This is a genomic window from Serratia bockelmannii, assembly GCF_051803255.1.
Classification (GTDB): Bacteria; Pseudomonadota; Gammaproteobacteria; order Enterobacterales; family Enterobacteriaceae; genus Serratia; species Serratia bockelmannii.
In genome coordinates this window covers 1,922,366-1,940,177 of sequence record NZ_CP196512.1, presented here as the reverse complement: position 1 = coordinate 1,940,177, position 17,812 = coordinate 1,922,366, and the positions used below count along the sequence as shown (strand labels likewise).

At 59.4% G+C, this 17,812-nt stretch carries 19 protein-coding genes; 9 read left to right on the top strand and 10 right to left on the bottom strand.

Translation table 11 applies throughout. The features are described from left to right. The first annotated feature begins 93 nt into the window (after positions 1-93). Positions 94-648 (top strand): cytochrome b, encoded by a 555-nt coding sequence (locus ACSJLU_RS09290; protein WP_033646456.1) that lies wholly within the window; start codon positions 94-96, stop codon positions 646-648. 23 nt (positions 649-671) lie between these two features. Continuing rightward, on the top strand, positions 672-1,250 hold the full coding sequence (locus ACSJLU_RS09285; protein WP_016928208.1) for a YceI family protein: 579 nt from the start codon (positions 672-674) through the stop codon (positions 1,248-1,250). A 47-nt stretch (positions 1,251-1,297) separates the two neighbouring features. Here ACSJLU_RS09285 and trhO read toward each other — a convergent pair whose 3' ends face one another. Both trhO and ACSJLU_RS09275 read right to left on the bottom strand, forming a co-directional pair. Next, positions 1,298-2,365 carry an oxygen-dependent tRNA uridine(34) hydroxylase TrhO gene (trhO, locus tag ACSJLU_RS09280; RefSeq protein WP_025302399.1) on the bottom strand — a complete coding sequence of 356 codons (1,068 nt, stop codon included), beginning with the start codon at positions 2,363-2,365 and terminating at the stop codon, positions 1,298-1,300. Positions 2,366-2,484: 119 nt separating this feature from the next. After that, on the bottom strand, positions 2,485-2,640 hold the full coding sequence (locus ACSJLU_RS09275) for a histidine kinase (RefSeq protein WP_225735595.1): 156 nt from the start codon (positions 2,638-2,640) through the stop codon (positions 2,485-2,487). 264 nt (positions 2,641-2,904) lie between these two features. Here ACSJLU_RS09275 and ACSJLU_RS09270 point away from each other — a divergent pair, with 264 nt between their 5' ends. From ACSJLU_RS09270 to ACSJLU_RS09255, 4 genes are all read left to right on the top strand, one after another. Next, positions 2,905-3,825, top strand: coding sequence for a Kdo(2)-lipid IV(A) acyltransferase (locus ACSJLU_RS09270; protein ID WP_025302397.1), 921 nt, complete (start codon positions 2,905-2,907; stop codon positions 3,823-3,825). Between the two features lie 101 nt (positions 3,826-3,926). Beyond that, on the top strand, positions 3,927-4,211 hold the full coding sequence (locus ACSJLU_RS09265; protein ID WP_380825448.1) for a YciI family protein: 285 nt from the start codon (positions 3,927-3,929) through the stop codon (positions 4,209-4,211). Positions 4,212-4,410: 199 nt separating this feature from the next. Continuing rightward, positions 4,411-5,649 (top strand): multidrug efflux MFS transporter MdtG, encoded by a 1,239-nt coding sequence (gene mdtG, locus ACSJLU_RS09260; protein ID WP_197835939.1) that lies wholly within the window; start codon positions 4,411-4,413, stop codon positions 5,647-5,649. A 475-nt stretch (positions 5,650-6,124) separates the two neighbouring features. Further along, complete coding sequence (locus tag ACSJLU_RS09255; RefSeq protein WP_043141745.1) at positions 6,125-7,678, top strand: peptide MFS transporter; 1,554 nt, start codon at positions 6,125-6,127, stop codon at positions 7,676-7,678. Positions 7,679-7,727: 49 nt separating this feature from the next. On the opposite strand, the gene ACSJLU_RS09250 is transcribed toward ACSJLU_RS09255, so the two are convergent. The 4 genes from ACSJLU_RS09250 to ACSJLU_RS09235 are packed head-to-tail and all read right to left on the bottom strand — an operon-like array spanning position 7,728 to position 9,289. Next, entirely contained in the window at positions 7,728-8,126 is a 399-nt protein-coding gene (locus tag ACSJLU_RS09250; protein ID WP_025302393.1) for a VOC family protein, read from the bottom strand. Continuing rightward, complete coding sequence (locus tag ACSJLU_RS09245; RefSeq protein ID WP_043141748.1) at positions 8,117-8,545, bottom strand: YeeE/YedE family protein; 429 nt, start codon at positions 8,543-8,545, stop codon at positions 8,117-8,119. Before ACSJLU_RS09245 ends, ACSJLU_RS09250 begins: the two co-directional genes overlap by 10 nt. A 2-nt stretch (positions 8,546-8,547) precedes the next feature. Continuing rightward, positions 8,548-8,982, bottom strand: coding sequence for a YeeE/YedE family protein (locus tag ACSJLU_RS09240; protein ID WP_049208439.1), 435 nt, complete (start codon positions 8,980-8,982; stop codon positions 8,548-8,550). After that, entirely contained in the window at positions 8,972-9,289 is a 318-nt protein-coding gene (locus ACSJLU_RS09235) for an ArsR/SmtB family transcription factor (protein ID WP_033638023.1), read from the bottom strand. The genes ACSJLU_RS09240 and ACSJLU_RS09235 overlap by 11 nt, the downstream gene beginning before the upstream one ends. 136 nt (positions 9,290-9,425) lie before the next feature. Here ACSJLU_RS09235 and ACSJLU_RS09230 point away from each other — a divergent pair, with 136 nt between their 5' ends. After that, positions 9,426-10,220: an AraC family transcriptional regulator gene (locus ACSJLU_RS09230; RefSeq protein ID WP_043141755.1), complete on the top strand. Its 795-nt coding sequence runs from the start codon at positions 9,426-9,428 to the stop codon at positions 10,218-10,220. On the opposite strand, the gene leuA is transcribed toward ACSJLU_RS09230, so the two are convergent. After that, complete coding sequence (leuA, locus tag ACSJLU_RS09225; protein WP_342096596.1) at positions 10,177-11,859, bottom strand: 2-isopropylmalate synthase; 1,683 nt, start codon at positions 11,857-11,859, stop codon at positions 10,177-10,179. The two genes, ACSJLU_RS09230 and leuA, sit on opposite strands and share 44 nt — an antisense overlap. A gap of 209 nt (positions 11,860-12,068) precedes the next feature. Between leuA and ACSJLU_RS09220 the strand changes: the two genes are divergently transcribed. Together ACSJLU_RS09220 and ACSJLU_RS09215 are read left to right on the top strand one after the other, a co-directional pair. Then, positions 12,069-12,446 carry a MysB family protein gene (locus ACSJLU_RS09220; protein ID WP_033638020.1) on the top strand — a complete coding sequence of 126 codons (378 nt, stop codon included), beginning with the start codon at positions 12,069-12,071 and terminating at the stop codon, positions 12,444-12,446. A 33-nt stretch (positions 12,447-12,479) separates the two neighbouring features. Further along, positions 12,480-13,025 (top strand): GNAT family N-acetyltransferase, encoded by a 546-nt coding sequence (locus ACSJLU_RS09215; protein ID WP_342096597.1) that lies wholly within the window; start codon positions 12,480-12,482, stop codon positions 13,023-13,025. Positions 13,026-13,031: 6 nt separating this feature from the next. Here the strand turns inward: ACSJLU_RS09215 and ACSJLU_RS09210 are convergent, their stop codons facing one another. The 3 genes from ACSJLU_RS09210 to mdoG all read right to left on the bottom strand — a co-directional run bounded on the left by ACSJLU_RS09210 (position 13,032) and on the right by mdoG (position 17,561). After that, entirely contained in the window at positions 13,032-13,229 is a 198-nt protein-coding gene (locus ACSJLU_RS09210; protein WP_049205154.1) for a YceK/YidQ family lipoprotein, read from the bottom strand. Between the two features lie 212 nt (positions 13,230-13,441). Further along, positions 13,442-16,000, bottom strand: a complete 2,559-nt coding sequence (gene mdoH, locus ACSJLU_RS09205; protein WP_025302385.1) for a glucans biosynthesis glucosyltransferase MdoH — start codon at positions 15,998-16,000, stop codon at positions 13,442-13,444. Further along, on the bottom strand, positions 15,993-17,561 hold the full coding sequence (gene mdoG / locus ACSJLU_RS09200) for a glucans biosynthesis protein MdoG (protein ID WP_025302384.1): 1,569 nt from the start codon (positions 17,559-17,561) through the stop codon (positions 15,993-15,995). The genes mdoH and mdoG overlap by 8 nt, the downstream gene beginning before the upstream one ends. Between the last annotated feature and the right edge of the window lie 251 nt (positions 17,562-17,812).

The window sequence follows — 17,812 nt, the reverse complement described above, 5'->3', positions numbered from 1 at the left end:
TCTAAGAAGTAACATAGTTAAATTTATTATTGATTTTATGTTTCCTAAAGTTTAATTATTGCAGCCAGCCAATCGGTAATCGAAGGAAACAGGATGCTCTGGAAAAATACCGCCGATCGTTTCGGCCATGTGTCAGTGTTAATCCACTGGCTGGTGGCGCTGACGGTGTACGGCATGTTCGCACTCGGTCTGTGGATGGTTACGCTGGGCTATTACGACGTCTGGTACCATCAGGCGCCGGAGATCCACAAAAGCATTGGCGCGCTGCTGTTCATCGTGATGGTGATCCGCGTGATCTGGCGCTTTGTCTCGCCGCCACCCAAGCCGCTGGCCAGCTATGGTCGCCTCACTCGCGTCAGCGCTATTCTCGCGCATCTGGCGCTGTATGCCGTGCTGTTCGGCATTCTGATCAGCGGCTATCTGATCTCGACCGCCGACGGCCAACCGATCAGCGTATTCGGCTGGTTCGACGTGCCCGCCACCGTCACCGGCATGGCGGAACAGGCCGACACCGCCGGCGCCATACACCTTTACCTGGCCTGGGCCGTGGTAGTGCTTTCGGTACTGCACGGGCTGGCCGCGCTTAAACATCACTTTATCGATCGTGATGTCACTTTGAAACGGATGCTGGGTAGCAGCGCCGATTAACCTTTGGATTTATGGAGATTGCTATGTTGAAAAAGACCGTATTGGGCCTGACCGCAGGCGCCCTGCTGCTGAGCGCCGGTTCCGCACTGGCGGCGGACTACAAGATCGACAAACAGGGCCAGCACGCCTTTATCGAGTTCCGCATCCAGCACCTGGGCTACAGCTGGCTGTATGGCAGCTTTAAAGACTTCGACGGCGGCTTCACCTTCGACGAAAAAGATCCGTCCAAGGACAAGGTCAACGTGACCATCAATACCGCCAGCGTCGACACCAACCACGCCGAGCGCGACAAGCACCTGCGCAGCGCCGAGTTCCTCAACGTGGAGAAGAACAAGCAAGCCAAGTTTGAATCCACCGAAGTGAAAAAAAGCGGCGACGGTTATGCGGTGGTCGGCAACCTGACGCTGAACGGCGTGACCAAGCCCGTTACGCTGGACGCCAAACTGATTGGCCAGGGCAACGATCCGTGGGGCGGCTACCGCGCCGGCTTTGAGGCCAACGGTAAGATCAAGCTGAAAGATTTCGGCATCACCACCGATCTGGGCCCGGCGTCGCAAGACGTTGAGCTGATCATCTCCGTAGAAGGCGTACGCGAGAAATAAATAAAAAAAAGCCCGGTTTGGCGGCCGGGCTTCTCATTTCCTCAGGCTCAGCGGGCTGGGCCTTCTTCTTCCGGTGCCGGAATGTGCATCGTAGTCTGCAACAAGCCTTTTGACTTATTGAAGATCTTGACGCCGTTTTCACGGCCGGCACGGCGCGCGCGTTGCTCTTCGCGCGGCAGCTTCAGCTCTTCGCGGCAAATCTCGCTACAGCACCCTTCAAATTTGGCGGCGCAGCTCGGGCACTGAATGAACAGCAGATGGCAACCGTCGTTCTTGCAGTTGGTATGGGTGTCGCACGGCGCTCCACACTGGTGGCAGTTGGCGATCACATCGTCGGAGATGCGCTCACCCATACGCTCATCGAACACGAAGTTTTTGCCGATAAACTTCAGCGGCAACCCCTGTTCTTTCGCTTTGCGGGTGTACTCGATAATCCCGCCTTCCACGTGGTAGATGTTTTTAAAGCCTTTGTGCAGCATATAGGCGCTGGCTTTTTCACAGCGAATGCCGCCGGTGCAATACATGACAATATTCTTGTCTTTACTGTCCTGCAGCATCTCCACCGCCATCGGCAGCTGATCGCGGAAAGTATCCGACGGCACCTCAATGGCGTTTTCGAAATGGCCGACTTCGTACTCATAGTGGTTGCGCATATCGACGAATACCGTATTCGGATCGTCTATCATCTGATTGACGCGATCGGCCTGCAGATACTCGCCGACGTTGCTTGGGTCGAAGCTCTCGTCATCGATGCCGTCGGCCACGATGCGCTCACGCACCTTGAGGCGTAGTACCCAGAAGGATTTGCCATCGTCTTCGAGCGCAATATTCAGGCGTACCTGATCCAGCGCCGGGTGCGAGGCGAACAGCGCGGCTTTGAACGCGTCGAAGTGATGCTGCGGCACGCTGATCTGCGCGTTGATGCCCTCTTTCGCCACGTAGATGCGGCCGAACACCTTCAGTTTTTCGAACTGAACGTACAGGCTGTCGCGAAACGCTTTGGGATCGTCGATGGAGAAGTATTTGTAAAAAGAAACTGTGGTGCGCGGCTCGGTTTCCGCCAGCATGCGCGCCTTCAGTTCCTCATTAGAAATTCGGTTATGTAACACTGGCATGGTGTACTTTCCTGTCTTTCGGGAGGTGACTGATTATCGCGCGCCGCCTGCCGGCCCGCGCGCGGCGCATATCATACCCGAAAAACCGCCGCCGCGCAGCCCTGGCGCCAGCGCCCCGTTCAGTGTCCGTCGCCTTCGGTAAACGCAGAAGCCACTATGCCGAGCGCCATCATCACGCCGGCGAGCGCCAATATCGCGTTCACCTGCAGATGCGCGCCAACGCTGCCGACCGTCGCGCCCAAAACCAGCAGCCCCGCACTGATCCATGGTGCCAAAATATTTACCCTCTGAATAATTACCAGTAATAATATCGCCATTATCTTTGGCAGGAAAGATTGTGGAAAAATTCGGCATTCGATGCATATTTAACGCCCAAAGAGGGATTTTAATGCGTTGTGTTTTCCCGGATCGCCAGAAAAATGCCACAATAGTCGCAAACAAACGGCAGAAACGAACCTTGCCGCCGAGCTCACCCGGCTGCCAGACCATGCGATGACTCTGTCATTACACTTAAACAACCGTATTCAAACAGAGAACCCATGACTCAAGTTCCTACTTTCAATCGTTCCTTATTGCATCCGCGCTATTGGCTGACCTGGGTCGGCATCGGCTTGCTGTACCTGCTGGTGTTGCTGCCTTACCCCGTCATCTACTGGCTCGGCACCTCGATTGGGCGATTTTCCATGCGCTTTCTCAAGCGACGCGTCGCTATCGCCCAACGCAACCTCGAGCTCTGTTTTCCCGACATGCCGCAGGCCGAACGCGATGCGCTGGTGGTAAAGAATTTCGAATCGGTCGGCATGGGGCTGTTTGAAACCGGCATGGCGTGGTTCTGGCCCAACTGGCGCATCGAGCGCTGGTTCAAGGTCAGTGGCCTGGAGCACATCCAACAAGCGCGCGACAACCAGCAGGGCGTGTTGCTGATTGGCCTGCACTTTTTGACGCTGGAGCTGGGCGCGCGCATCTTCGGCATTCACAACCCGGGCATCGGCGTTTACCGCCCGCACGACAACAAGCTGATGGACTGGCTGCAAACCTGGGGCCGCATGCGTTCCAACAAATCGATGCTGGACCGCAAAGACATCAAAGGCATGATCCGCGCCCTGAAACAGGGTGATATCATCTGGTATGCGCCGGATCACGACTACGGCCCGCGCAGCAGCGTTTTCGTGCCGCTGTTCGCGGTGGACAAGGCTGCCACCACCACCGGCAGCTACGTGCTGGTGCGGATGGGTAAACCGGCGATCGTTCCGTTCACCCCGCGCCGCCTGCCGGACGGCAAAGGGTATGAGCTGATTATGCAACCGGCGGTGGAAAACTTCCCGCTGGATAACGAACTCGAGGCCGCCGCCTTCATGAATAAGGTGGTGGAGAAAGAGATCCTGATGGCGCCGGACCAATACATGTGGCTGCATCGCCGCTTCAAGACCCGCCCGGAAGGCGAGCCTTCGCTCTACTGATCAAGCCAACCCGCCACCGGCGGGTTTTTTATTGCGCGCCTCTTGAGAATCGACGGCGAGGGTGGGATGGTAAAGCCTTTGCCGCCCACCCTGGAGCCGTTATGTACATTGTCAGCCTGACCTACCATCGCCCAATCGCCGACGTAGACAGCCACCTTGAAGGCCACATCGACTGGCTTAAAAAATATTTTCAGGACGGTACCTTCATCGCCTCCGGCCGTAAGAATCCCCGCACCGGCGGCGTGATCCTGGCCAAGGGCATTGACCGTGCGCAGTTAGACGCCATCCTGGCCGAAGATCCCTTCAACGCCGTAGCCCACTACGAGGTCACCGACTTTAGCGCCACCACCACCGCCGCCGGTTTCGAGGCGCTGACCGGACTATAAAACGCTGTAAATTCCGCGCGCTAAGCGCGGAATAAGGTTTAAACGTCATTTTTAAAACTTTATTTCATTTTTCGCCCAATCTTTGTCCCCTCGTTTGCCGTCGCTGCGCTTGCGGCGCATACTTACCAGGCTAACTTTCACGTTTTGCCCCTTCATCTTGCCGCTGGCAAAACGCGTCACCTTTCGGCAGTGGACATTTATGGCTTCGGCAGCAGAACCCGTTAACTGGAAACGCAACCTTTTCGTCGCCTGGCTGGGATGTTTTCTCACCGGCGCCGCCTTCAGCCTGGTGATGCCGTTTCTGCCGCTGTACGTAGAGACGCTGGGCGTTACCGGCCATCAGGCGCTCAACATGTGGTCCGGTCTGCTGTTCAGCATCACCTTCCTGTTTTCCGCTATCGCCGCGCCGTTCTGGGGCGCCCTGGCAGACCGACGCGGCCGCAAACTGATGCTGCTGCGTTCAGCGCTCGGTATGGCGATCGTCATGGCGCTGATGGGCATGGCGCAAACGGTCTGGGAGTTTCTCGCGCTGCGTGCGGTGCTGGGGCTGCTCGGCGGGTTCATTCCCAACGCCAACGCGCTGATCGCCACCCAGGTGCCGCGCAACCGCAGCGGCTGGGCGCTCGGCACCCTGTCTACCGGCGGCGTCGGCGGTGCGCTGATAGGCCCATTGATCGGCGGTTTGTTAGCCGATCTGTACGGCCTGCGCCCGGTGTTTTATATCACCGCCGCAGTGTTATTCGTCTGCTTCGTACTGACGCTGCTGTATGTCAAAGAACAATTTACCCCGGTGCAAAAACGCGACATGTTGCACGCAAAACAGGTGTTCGCCTCGCTGAAGAACCCGAAACTGGTGCTCAGCCTGTTTGTCACCACCATGATCATCCAGATCGCCACCGGCTCGATTGCGCCGATCCTGACGCTGTATGTGCGCGATCTGGCCGGCGCCACCCACAATCTGGCGTTTATCAGCGGGCTTATCGCCTCAGTGCCCGGCGTCGCGGCATTGATGAGCGCCCCGCGGCTGGGCAAGCTGGGCGATCGCATTGGCCCGGAACGCATTCTGGTCTTTATGCTGATCGTCTCGGTGCTGTTACTGATCCCGATGGCGTTCGTGCAGACGCCGTGGCAGCTCGGGGTACTGCGTTTTCTGCTGGGGGCGGCCGACGGCGCGTTGCTGCCGGCGGTACAGACGTTGTTGATTTACAACTGCACCAATCAGGTGGCCGGCCGTATTTTCAGCTACAACCAGTCGTTCCGCGATGTTGGCAACGTCAGCGGCCCGCTGCTCGGCGCCGCAATCTCCGCCGGCTACGGTTTTCGCGCGGTCTTCGCGGTCACCGCGCTGGTGGTGCTGTTCAACGCCGGTTATTCCTGGTGGTGTCTGCGGCGACGGCCGAGCTATAGGCGGGAAGACACGCTGCAGGAAGAGTCATAGCTGCATTTATCGCCACTTTCCGCCGTTGGTCAGATCAACGGCGCGTTTCCCCTACTTTTAATAATGCTTCCTTCAGGCCTGTGAACTTTCGCCCCGCTCAGAACATTCTTATCTCAACATCTTGTTTATCAACAATTAATTAACTTTCAGCGCATAAAACCCGCTGTCAATCATATTCCTGTCATAACCAACAGAAAAACCAGAAAAGGAGATGCTTGTCGACTTTTCGTCTAAAAAATGGGATACAGGTACTAGACAAAACCAACGACCAGTTATCAAATGGTTAAATAATATCACGCCAGATGTGAAGCATCGGCCAAGTGAAGAAAAGGTCAGCACGCTTTCCACGGTTTATCAGCGTTGCAGCCGCGGTGTTTGTCGGGTAATCCGCATTGGGCGGATCGCCTTCATTAAATACACATACATACCACAGTACGGGCTGCAGCCTTGCAGCGCCTTTTATTGGGAAATCGTTATGCAATCCTCTGTCAATAAGTCAGAAAGCCGGACCTTCTTCGGCCATCCCTATCCACTGGGTTCTTTGTTCTTCACCGAAATGTGGGAGCGCTTCTCGTTCTACGGCATCCGTCCGCTGCTGATCCTGTTTATGGCTGCCACCGTGTACGACGGCGGCCTGGGCCTGGCGCGTGAGAACGCGTCGGCGATCGTCGGCATCTTCGCCGGCAGCATGTACCTGGCGGCGCTGCCGGGCGGCTGGCTGGCAGATAACTGGCTCGGCCAACGCAAGGCCGTCTGGTACGGTTCGATCCTGATCGCGCTCGGCCACCTGTCGATCGCCCTGTCCGCAGTGATGGGCACCAACCTGTTCTTCATCGGTCTGATGTTCATCGTGCTCGGTTCAGGCCTGTTCAAGACCTGTATCTCGGTGATGGTCGGCACGCTGTACAAGAAAGGCGATGCGCGTCGCGACGGCGGCTTCTCGCTGTTCTACATGGGCATCAACATCGGTTCGTTCATCGCCCCGCTGATCTCCGGCTGGCTGATTAAGTCACACGGCTGGCACTGGGGCTTCGGCATCGGCGGTATCGGGATGCTGGTAGCGCTGGTGATCTTCCGGGTGTTCGCCGTCCCGGCGATGAAACGCTATGATCGCGAAGTGGGCCTGGACTCCACCTGGAACAGCCCGGTCGCGAAGAAAAAAGGCGTCGGTGCCTGGTTGCTGGCGTTGGCGGCCATCCTGGTGGCGGCCATCGTGCTGATCGCTCAGGGCACGATCGTTATCAACCCGGTCGAGGTGGCCAGCGTGCTAGTGTACGTCATCGCCGCGTCGGTCACCCTGTACTTCATCTATCTGTTCGCCTTTGCCGGCCTGAGCCGCAAAGAGCGCGCACGCCTGCTGGTGTGCTTCATCCTGCTGATCTCCGCCGCGTTCTTCTGGTCAGCGTTTGAACAGAAACCGACCTCATTTAACCTGTTCGCCAACGATTACACCAATCGCATGATCGGCGACTTCGAGATCCCGGCGGTGTGGTTCCAGTCGATCAACGCCCTGTTCATCATCCTGCTGGCACCGGTCTTCAGCTGGGCCTGGCCTGCACTGGCGCGCAATAACGTGCGTCCGAGCAGCATCACCAAGTTCGTGATCGGCATCCTGTGCGCCGCCGGTGGTTTTGGCCTGATGATGTTGGCCGCGCAGAATGTGCTGAGCAACGGCGGCGCCGGCGTATCGCCGATGTGGCTGGTAGGCAGTATCCTGATGCTGACGCTGGGTGAGCTGTGCCTGAGCCCGATCGGGCTGGCCACCATGACGCTGCTGGCGCCGGAGAGAATGCGCGGTCAGATGATGGGGCTGTGGTTCTGCGCCAGCGCGTTGGGCAACCTGGCGGCCGGTCTGATCGGCGGTCACGTCAAGGCCGACCAACTGGATATGCTGCCGAATCTGTTCGCTCGCTGCTCCATCGCGCTGCTGATCTGCGCCGCCGTGCTTATTGTGCTGATCGTGCCGATTCGCCGCATGCTGGAAAATACCCAGTCCAAGAGCGCGCAAAAACCGGCGACCAACGTCTGACGGATACCCCGTTTTATCTCGCAAACCGGCGCTCGATGCGCCGGTTTTTTTATGCCTGCCAAGCCTGATGTTGCAATACCACCCGATAGCCATCAGGATCTTCAAAGGTTTGCCCCGCCCGATCCCAATAGGGATTATAGGCGGCGACCGATAAAAACCCTGCCGCCTGCATCCGCTCACACGCAGCCCGCCATTCGTTCTCATCCGGCAGATAAAATACCAGCAGATGATCCTGCGTCGGCGCCTGCCCGACCCGCACCCCACGATGCTGCGTGAACTCCAGATGGTAGGCATGCTGCGGATGCCCAATCATCATGCCGTCAAACCCCTGATGATCGACAAACTCACCCAGCTTTTCGAAACCCAGCCCGCGGCAATACAGCGTAGCAATCTCTTGCAACCGATCGGTCGGGCGCGCGATGCGCAACACCGCTTTGGCTATCGACACGTACTCCTCCTCCTCATGATAACGTCATACAGCGCCATACCCGCCAGCATCGCCAGCAGGAACGGCCATACCCGGCTTATCTCCGCCCCGGCCAACACCCAGGCTGGACCGGGGCAAATACCCGCGATACCCCACCCGATGCCGAACAGTGCGCTGCCCGCCAGCAAACGACGATCCAGACGCCCGGCGGCCGGGATCTGCAGCGTTTCCCCCAACAGGCTACGCTCGCGTCGCCTCGCCCACAGGAAGGCCGGCGCCGCCACCGCGATCGCACCCGCCATCACCAACGCCAGCGAGGGATCCCACACGCCGGTAACGTCGAGAAACGCCAACACTTTGGCCGGATTGGCCATGCCGGCGACGATCAGCCCCAGACCGAAAATGATGCCGCTCAGCAGCGCCAACAGCGTTTTAAGCATTCTCAACCTCCCGCCAGGTAGCGCATCAACCACACGGTCATAAAGCCCAGCAGCATAAACACCGCCGTGGCGGCCAGCGAACGCGGCGCCAACCGTGCGACGCCGCATACGCCGTGCCCGCTGGTGCAACCGCTGCCCAATCGAGTGCCCAATCCCACCAACAGCCCTGCGGCCGCCAGCCCGCCGTTGCCGATCGCGATCTCACCGGACGGCAAAGTCGCAGCGGCAGCATACAGCCAAGGCGAGAGCAGCAACCCGCCAATAAATGCGGCGCGCCAGCCCCGCTCCCAGCCAGCGGCACTCAAGACACCGCCGGTAATGCCGCTGATGCCAGCGATCCGGCCGTTGAACAGCAGCAGCAGCGCCACCGCGCCGCCGATAATAGCCCCTCCCGCCAGCGCGGAATAAGGCGTGAAGTGTGGCCAGTCAATGGTCATCGCGGTTCTCCGGTTGCGGGCAATAAAGTTGATACAGGGTGTGGAGCAGCGCCAACGCTTTAGCATCGGCCACCGCATAGTAAATCTGCTTGCCGGCGCGCCGGGTGGACACCAACCCTTCCTCCCGCAGTACGCCAAGCTGCTGGGACAGCGTCGGCTGGCGGATATCCAGCGCCTGCGCCAGCTCGCTCACCGCCATCTCGCCCTGACTGAGCCGGCACAGCAGCAGCAGCCGATCTTCGTTACCCAGAGTGCGCAGCATCGCGCCGGCCTGCGCCGCCGCCTTGCGCATCGCGTCAATATCCATTGCTCCTCCATCAATATATAAAATTATATAATATCATTTTATAAACTATTTTGCCGTACCACGCCACAGACTGGTGTGAAACAGCGCCGCATGGCATCCTGTCATTTCCCCTTTTGCCGTGCTGAGACTGCTTACAATGCTGTTGTTTCACGACGTTCTGCCGCCCGATCAGCCCATCCGGCCGTTAGCCAGGGATTATCGCCACGGCGACAGCGAGCCGGAGCACTACCATAACTGCGCGCAGCTGATCCACAGCCTGAGCGGCGTGGTGCAGGTCACCACCCGGCTCGGCAGTTGGGTGGTGCCACCCGGCCGCGGCGTCTGGGTACCGGCGAAAGTGGTGCACAGCCTGCGCATCACCGGCCAGGTGGCGGCCAGGACGCTGTTTGTCGATCCGCTGGCGCGCGCCGATCTGCCGGCTCAGTGCCAGGTGGTGCAGGTGTCGCCGCTGCTGCGCGAGCTGATTATCAGCGCGATGGAGATTGCGCCCGGCTATCCCAGCGGCGGGCGCGATGAGCGCGTGATGGAACTGATCCTGGATGAGTTGCGAATGCTGCCGAGCCTGCCGCTGCACTTGCCCGAACCGCGTGAGGCCTCACTGCTTGCCCTGTGCCGCCATATTCAGACTACGCTGGTACAGCCCTGGACGCTGGAACAGGCGGCCGCTCAGCTCAGCGTCAGTGGACGCACCCTGTCGCGGCGCTTCCAGCGAGAAACCGGGCTGCATTTTAGTGATTGGGTGCGACGCGCCCGTTTGTTGGCGGCGTTGAACGCGCTGGCGACAGGCCGCTCGGTGTTGGAAGTGGCGCTGGATCTCGGCTATGACAGCCCCAGCGCGTTCAGCGCCATGTTCCGCCGGTTATTGGGGGTCGCGCCCAGCGACTATTTCAGCCGAGCCGTGCCGACGACAGATAGCGCCCGGCAACGTTGAACAGCGCCTGCAGCGAGGCGCTGGCGGAGTCAACGTCGATGCCAACGCCGTAGCTCGCCTCACCGTGCGGCAGCGCACAGCGGATATAGGCCACCGCTCGACTGTCGCTCTGATGCCCCAACGTGTGCTCGTGGTAATCCTCGATCGCCAACGGCAAGCCGAAGCGTTGGCGCAGCGCATCCACCGCGCTGGAAAGCAGGCCGTTGCCAGCGCCCTGCAACCGCAGTGTCTCCCCCTGCCAGGCGACTCTCGCGTTGAAACTGTAGGCCTCTACCCCGTGACTTTCCGTCTGGTAGCTCAACAGCTGCAAGCACGGCTGCTCCACCAGCCCGTAAGTGTCGCGGAATAAGCGCCACAGCTGCGCGACGCTCATTTCCTTACCGCTGCCGTCGGTCGCCCGCTGGACCACCTGGCTGAAATCAATCTGCAAACCGCGCGGCAACGCCAGCCCATGGTTCTGCTCCAACAGCCAGGCGGCGCCGCTTTTGCCGGACTGGCTGTTAACCCGGATCACCGCCTCATAGCTGCAGCCGACATCGGCGGGATCGAGCGGCAGGTAAGGCACCTGCCACCAGCCATCTTGTCGCTGGCGTTGCGCGGCGAAACCTTTCTTGATCGCATCCTGATGCGAACCGGAGAAGGCGGTAAACACCAATTCGCCGGCATAAGGATGGCGAGGATGCACCGGCAGCTGATTGCACTGTTCCACCACTTCCACCACCTGTTTCAGGCGGCTGAAGTCCAGGCCCGGCGCCACGCCCTGGGTATAAAGATTCAACGCCAGCGTAACCAGATCGACGTTACCGGTACGCTCTCCGTTGCCGAACAGGCAGCCTTCGACCCGATCGGCGCCGGCCAACAGCGCCAGCTCCGCGCAGGCCACGCCGGTACCGCGATCGTTATGCGGATGCACGCTGATCGCCACATCGGCGCGACGGCTGAAATGGCGGCAGAACCATTCAATCTGATCGGCATACACGTTGGGTGTACTCACTTCCACCGTCGCCGGCAGGTTGATAATCATCGGCCGCTGCGGCCCCGGTTGCCACACCTCCGCCACCGCTTCGCAGATCTCCAGCGCGAACTCTAATTCCGTAAAACAAAAGGTTTCCGGCGAATACTCGAAGCACCAGGCGGTATCGGGCTGAGCCTCACAATGCCGGCGAATGCGCCGCGCGCCGTTCACCGCCAGCGCCACGGTAGCGGCCTTATCCTGGCGGAACACGATGTCGCGAAACATCGGCGCCGTGGCGTTGTACAGATGCACGATAGCCCGTGGCGCACTCTGCAGCGCCTCGAAGGTACGATCGATCAGATCGTCGCGCGACTGCGTCAGCACCTGAATCGTGACGTCGTGCGGGATCAGTTGCTCGTCGATCAGCGTGCGCACAAAATCGAAATCCGTTTGCGACGCCGAAGGGAAAGCCACCTCAATCTCTTTGAAACCGCACTGCAACAACAATTGATAGAATTCGCGCTTGCGCGCGTTATCCATCGGCTCCGCCAGCGCCTGGTTGCCGTCGCGCAGATCGCTGGAGCACCAGCGCGGCGCCTGCCGCAGCGTGCGCGCAGGCCACTGGCGGTCCGGTAACGCCACGGGCGGGAACGGTCGGTATTTGCTTGACGGGTCGATTAACATGGGCTTCTCCTGATGCCTGAGTGAACGATAACGCTATTATTTCCCGCCATCGCTTCCTCTTCTCCCGCTTTGCGGACAACCGTCGTCGCAAAGCGGACAACAAAAAAATTTGCATCCTGCGCCAGTGAGACAACAATTAGTTTTGACGTTTCTCCCACCGCACCGGCAGTACGCCGGGCGCTCTACTCTCATTGTCAACGGAGGCGAACATGAGCCTGTATGCAACCCTGGAAGAAGCCATCGAGGCCGCACGTGAAGAGTTTATCGACACCGCCGAAGGCGGCGGCGATGACGAACCGCCGGTGCCGCAGCAGTTCAATCTGCAAAAGTATGTGATGCAGGATGGCGACACGATGTGGCAAGCGGAGTTCTTCGAAGAAGAGGGCGAAGCGGTGGAATGCCTGCCGCTGCGCAGCGGTGCGGCGGCGCAGGCGATATTCGACGGTGACTACGACGAGGTGGAGATCACCGCCGAGTGGATAGACGAAAATACCCTGTACGAATGGGAGGAAGGCGACTTCCAGCTCGAGCCGCCGCTGGATACCGAAGAAGGCCAAGCCGCGGCCGATGAATGGGATGAACGTTAACCCGCACCACGTTTTTATCGCCAAGGAGGCAGCATGATTATCCGCCGGGCCCGCTCTACCGACTACCCCGCCATTTTGCAGCTGCAGGGGGAAAACGTGCCGGAAGCGCTCGACGAGCGCCAAAAACGACAGGGATTTATCGTATCGCGCATGAATGAGGCGCAGCTGACGGCGATCAACCGCGGCATCGGCATACTAGTGGCCGAACAGGAGGGCCAACTGGCAGGGTTTGTTTGCCTGATGCCCGCCGACATGCAACCTCGGCCGCCGGTGGTGGATGCGATGCTGGCGACGCTCGCCACGCAGTCCTTCGCCGGGCGGGCGCTGAGTGAGCAGCGGGTGTTTCTCTACGGCCCGGTTTGCCTCGACGCCGCCTGGCGCGGCAAAGGCGTGCTGAAACGCCTCTACGCCGCCGTCAAAGCGCACACCAGTCATGACTACGACGTGGGCGCGCTGTTTATCGACGACGACAATCCGCATTCGTTGGCCGCTCACGTGCAAGGGTTGGGCATGACGGCGCTGGCACCTTTCCACTGTGGGCAGAAAGGCTATCAGCTGGTGGTGTTCGCCACCCGCTGAGCAGGTTTATTCATAGGGGCCGTGCTGCGCATCGAACGGCAGCATAAAGGTGTCCACCACCATCGACAACGGCACATCTATCACCGTGACGTAACGCCAGGGCGTATCGCGCAAATCCCACTGCACGCCGGGATAGTACTGGTGGCCATGCCCCGCGCCGGGCATGGTGCGGCTGATGATGCTGCCGCAACCGGTTAAGACCATCACGCCGGCCGCCACGCAGGCCAGCCGAAGGTAGGAAGAGAGCTTCACGACATTGACTCTGAGCAAAGGGTTGTTTCGCGAGTGAACAACGCATCGGCCGCAGTCTATCACAGTTCCCTTTCTCCACCGGCATCGGCGCGCGTAAGCAAAAGGTAAAAAAAAACGGGGAACGCGCCATGCGCATTCCCCGTTTGAGCGTTGCCGTTCAGCGATTAACGCCGGCCCGTTGGGTGCGCCAGCGGGTTGTGCGGCAACTGCTGATAGTGCTCACGCCAGGCGGCGCCTTCCGGCAACAGCCAAACGCGCTGGTGCAAACGAGCCAACGTAACCGGATCGCTCAGCAGCTCCAGACGTTTGCCCTTCACCAGTTTCTCCGGCCCCAGCTGCAGCGCTTCGTTCACCCGCTCCTCGCGGTTGCGATCGAGCGTCGCACGCAGATGGTGACGCGCCGTCGCCAACGCCGTCGCCAGCGCGTTGAAGGATGGGTTGACCACCGCATGCATAAAGCCGTTGGTCAGCGCGCGGTTGCGGTTGAGATGCAGATATTCTTCCGTCGCCAGCAACTCGCGCGGCGGGTTGTACTCTTCCGGGATCAGGAACAGCTTGGCGCGTTTGCTCTTCATGCCCAGCGTTGCGCGGCTCGACAGCACCGACACGAACGGTGACAGGATCAGCGAGAACACGATCGGCGCCAACCACCACAGGAAGCGCAGATCCAGCCACGCCATGCCGCCGGCCCACACCAGGCCCAGCAACATCTGCGAGCCATGGCGGCGGAACGCTTCACCCCAAGGCGTATCGTCATCGTCACGCTGCGGAGAATTCCACACCACTTCCCAACCGAGGAAGGCGCTCACTACGAACACGGTATGGAACAGCATGCGCACCGGCGCCAGCAGCACCGAGAACAGCATTTCCATCAGCATCGAAATGAACAGGCGGAACGCCCCACCGTACTCTTTCGCGCCCTTGGCCCAGATCAGCACAATACTGAGCAACTTCGGCAGGAACAGCAGCACCAGCGTGGTGGAGAACAGTGCAATCGCCAGCTCAGGCCGCCACTGTGGCCAGACCGGGAACAGCTGCCGCGGCTGCAGGAAGTATTGCGGTTCCATCAGCGTATGCACCACCTGCAATGCGGTGGAGAGCGCCAGGAACATGAACCACAGCGGCGCCGACAGGTAAGACATCACGCCGGTCAGGAACACCGCACGGTGCACCGGGTGCATACCCTTCACCAGGAACAGGCGGAAGTTCATCAGGTTGCCGTGGCACCAGCGGCGGTCGCGTTTCAGCTCGTCCAGCAGGTTTGGTGGCAGCTCTTCGTAACTGCCCGGCAGATCGTAAGCGATCCACACGCCCCAGCCGGCGCGGCGCATCAGCGCCGCTTCAACGAAGTCGTGCGACAAGATTGAACCGGCGAAGGAGCCCTCGCCCGGCAACGGCGCCAGCGCACAGTGCTCGATAAACGGCTTCACGCGGATGATGGCATTATGGCCCCAGTAGTGCGACTCGCCCAACTGCCAAAAATGCAGGCCGGCGGTGAACAACGGCCCGTAAACGCGGGTGGCGAACTGCTGCACGCGCGCATACAGGGTATCCATACCGGACGCCTTCGGCGCCGACTGGATAATGCCGGCGTTCGGGTTGGCTTCCATCAAACGCACCAGCCCGGTGAGGCATTCGCCGCTCATTACGCTGTCGGCATCCAGGATCACCATGTAACTATACTCACCGCCCCAACGACGGCAGAAGTCGTCGATGTTGCCGCTCTTGCGTTTTACGCGGCGGCGGCGGCGGCGATAGAAGATGCGGCCGTGGCCGTCGACATCGCGGCACAGCTCCATCCACGCCTTTTGCTCCGCCACGCAGATGTCCGGATCGTAGCTGTCGCTCAGCACGTAGATATCGAAGTGTTCCAGCTGACCGGTCGCGGCGACGGACTCATAGGTCGCACGCAGGCCGGCGAACACGCGTTCGACGTCTTCGTTGCAGATCGGCATGATCAGCGCGGTGCGGTGCGCCGGGTTGATCGGCTCATCGCCCTTGATGGTAGAGGAAATACTGTATTTGTCCTTGCCGATCAGCAACTGCAGGAAGCCCATCAGCGCGGTCCAGAAACCGGCCGAGACCCAGCAGAACAGCACGGCGAACAGGATCAGAATGCCGGTTTGCAGCACATACGGCAGCAGTTGCAAGACCGACTGCATCAGATCCTGATCCAACATGGCGATAGGATCGATCAGCGCCCAGCCCTGATAAGGCAAGATGGTTTTCATGTACCAGGTGGCGATGCCGGTCTGCACCAGCATCAGCACCAGCAGCACATAGCGGCGCATGGAGCCGACGACACGCCAGCGGTTCTCGGCCGCGGCTTCCTCTTTGGTGGCGTGCCGATTGTGCGGCGAACGCCCCAGCAGAGAATCCCAGAAGCGCGCCACCGGGTTGGTGCGCCAGGCTTCCGGGAACATGGTGGTGCGTTTGATCGGCGGCGTCGCCTTCAGAATGGCACGCCCTTCGGCGTCGGTATCGAAGTCGTCATCGCTGACCGCATCCGGCCAGGCGTTTTCGATACGCGGTTTGACCGAGGCCAGCGCCACGTCATCCGCCGACAGGCTATTGACGTTGGCGTCGGCGGCGCCCATCTGCCGATGGAGCGCCTCCAGAGCCTGAGCGTCATCCGCCGTTTGAGGGTTGAGCGCCTCTGACCGCTCAGCGGTCAGAGGCAACGCCGCAAGATAATCCTGGGCGGGTTGAGTAGGCTTATTCATTGGCAGGTAGCTGATAGCTCCAGGTTTCCGACAGAGTCTTATCGCCATTGACCAGCGCCGCACGCATTTCTACCGGCTTCTTGTCGTCTTTCACTTTCAGACGCACCGTCAGGCGCCAGCCTTTGGTCACTGGGTTATAGCGGACGTTGTTTTCTACCATTTCACCATTGTCGCCGATGCTGATCTGAGAGGCAACCGGGGTATTGGCATCCAGTCCTTTCAGCACCGGGCCAACGAAGTCGACCAGGAAAGCCACGCTGCCGTCTGGCTCGCGAATCAGGTTGGACTGCTTCACGTCACCGGTCGAACGCATGGTCCGCGCCACATAGGCGATGTCTTGCGAATGCAGCTTGTCTTCATCGCGGGTGAAGTTCAGGCGGTAGCTCAGCGTCAGCGGCTTTTTGGCTTCCGGCAAGGTATCCGGCGTCCAGAACGCGACGATGTTGTCGTTGGTTTCATCCGCCGTCGGGATCTCCACCAGCTCGACCTTGCCTTTGCCCCAGTCGCCCTTCGGTTCGATCCAGGCGCTCGGACGCAGATCGTAACGATCGTCCAGATCTTCATATTCTTTGAAGTTGCGACCGCGCTGCAGCAGACCGAAGCCTTTCGGATTCTCAACGGTATAGGTGCTGACGGACAGGTGTTTAGGATTGTTCAGCGGACGCCAGATCCACTCGCCGTTGCCGGCATGGATAGACAGACCGTTGGAATCGTGCAACGCCGGGCGGTAGTTCAGCGTCGGTGACGGCTGGTTCGGCCCGAACAGGTACATGCTGGTCAGCGGCGCCAGGCCCAGTTTGCCCACCTTGTCGCGCAGGAACACTTTAGACTCGACGTCCACGGTGGTGTCGCGGCCCGGGATCACCGTGAAGCGGTAAGCGCCGGTGGCACGCGGGGAATCCAGCAGCGCGTAGATCACCAGGTGCTTGTCGCCCTGCTTCGGACGTTCAACCCAGAATTCGCGAAAACGCGGGAACTCTTCGCCGGACGGCAAAGCGGTGTCGATAGCCAGGCCGCGAGCGGAAAGCCCGTAAACCTGCCCTTTACCCACCACGCGGAAATAGCTCGCGCCCAGCAGGCTCATGATCTCATCGTTTTTATCGGCGCTGTTGATCGGATAAAGCACCTTGAAGCCGGCAAAACCGAGATTTTTCACCGATTCAGGGTCGTGTTTGACCGAACCGAAGTTGAAGTAATCTGGGCTGTACTTGATCTGTTTTACGCTGGTGGAGGTGACTTCGTTGATTTTCACCGGCGTATCGAAGTACATCCCCTGATGATAAAACTCAAGCTTGAAAGGGGTTTTCAGCTTGCTCCAATAGGCTTTATCGTGATTGAACTGAATCTGCTGATAGTCTGCGAACTTCATCTCGCGGAACTGAGAAGGAAGGTTGCTCTTCGGGGCTTCGAAACCTTTCGCCGCCAGATCCTGCGCCTGCTTGGCGACATCATCAATAGAAAAGGCCCATGCCGGCGAACTGAACAGCGTGAACAATACGGTAGCACCTAACCAACGAACGCTCGCGGCGCGTGGTTGTCCGGATAATATATTAACTAGCACATCCCCCCCTATTCGTGTGCTCAAATCATTTAAATCCATATTAATGGATTACTCAGCTTTCCGACAACATGATAAATGGATGGTTCATGTTTACGGCTCATTGTTTAAGCAGCTGATGGAACACCAGCGTAGCAAGCCGCGCAACAAGACGCTATGGAAAAATGCGGGGGGCTATAGTAGGGTTCCGGATAACAATTTAACGTTTGACGACTTATTAAGCGTGTTAATGAACTCTCGATTAAATCACCAGC

Excerpts from the sequence above, each read along its gene's own strand:
- ACSJLU_RS09240 (WP_049208439.1), bottom strand. The coding sequence starts at position 8,982 with ATGACCATTGACTGGCCACACTTCACGCCTTATTCCGCGCTGGCGGGA.
- ACSJLU_RS09265 (WP_380825448.1), top strand. The coding sequence starts at position 3,927 with ATGTACATTGTCAGCCTGACCTACCATCGCCCAATCGCCGACGTAGAC.
- ACSJLU_RS09230 (WP_043141755.1), top strand. The coding sequence starts at position 9,426 with ATGCTGTTGTTTCACGACGTTCTGCCGCCCGATCAGCCCATCCGGCCG.
- ACSJLU_RS09235 (WP_033638023.1), bottom strand. The coding sequence starts at position 9,289 with ATGGATATTGACGCGATGCGCAAGGCGGCGGCGCAGGCCGGCGCGATG.
- ACSJLU_RS09215 (WP_342096597.1), top strand. The coding sequence starts at position 12,480 with ATGATTATCCGCCGGGCCCGCTCTACCGACTACCCCGCCATTTTGCAG.
- ACSJLU_RS09255 (WP_043141745.1), top strand. The coding sequence starts at position 6,125 with ATGCAATCCTCTGTCAATAAGTCAGAAAGCCGGACCTTCTTCGGCCAT.
- ACSJLU_RS09270 (WP_025302397.1), top strand. The coding sequence starts at position 2,905 with ATGACTCAAGTTCCTACTTTCAATCGTTCCTTATTGCATCCGCGCTAT.
- leuA (WP_342096596.1), bottom strand. The coding sequence starts at position 11,859 with ATGTTAATCGACCCGTCAAGCAAATACCGACCGTTCCCGCCCGTGGCG.
- ACSJLU_RS09285 (WP_016928208.1), top strand. The coding sequence starts at position 672 with ATGTTGAAAAAGACCGTATTGGGCCTGACCGCAGGCGCCCTGCTGCTG.
- trhO (WP_025302399.1), bottom strand. The coding sequence starts at position 2,365 with ATGCCAGTGTTACATAACCGAATTTCTAATGAGGAACTGAAGGCGCGC.
- ACSJLU_RS09210 (WP_049205154.1), bottom strand. The coding sequence starts at position 13,229 with ATGGTCTTAACCGGTTGCGGCAGCATCATCAGCCGCACCATGCCCGGC.
- mdtG (WP_197835939.1), top strand. The coding sequence starts at position 4,411 with ATGGCTTCGGCAGCAGAACCCGTTAACTGGAAACGCAACCTTTTCGTC.
- ACSJLU_RS09245 (WP_043141748.1), bottom strand. The coding sequence starts at position 8,545 with ATGCTTAAAACGCTGTTGGCGCTGCTGAGCGGCATCATTTTCGGTCTG.
- mdoH (WP_025302385.1), bottom strand. The coding sequence starts at position 16,000 with ATGAATAAGCCTACTCAACCCGCCCAGGATTATCTTGCGGCGTTGCCT.
- ACSJLU_RS09290 (WP_033646456.1), top strand. The coding sequence starts at position 94 with ATGCTCTGGAAAAATACCGCCGATCGTTTCGGCCATGTGTCAGTGTTA.
- ACSJLU_RS09220 (WP_033638020.1), top strand. The coding sequence starts at position 12,069 with ATGAGCCTGTATGCAACCCTGGAAGAAGCCATCGAGGCCGCACGTGAA.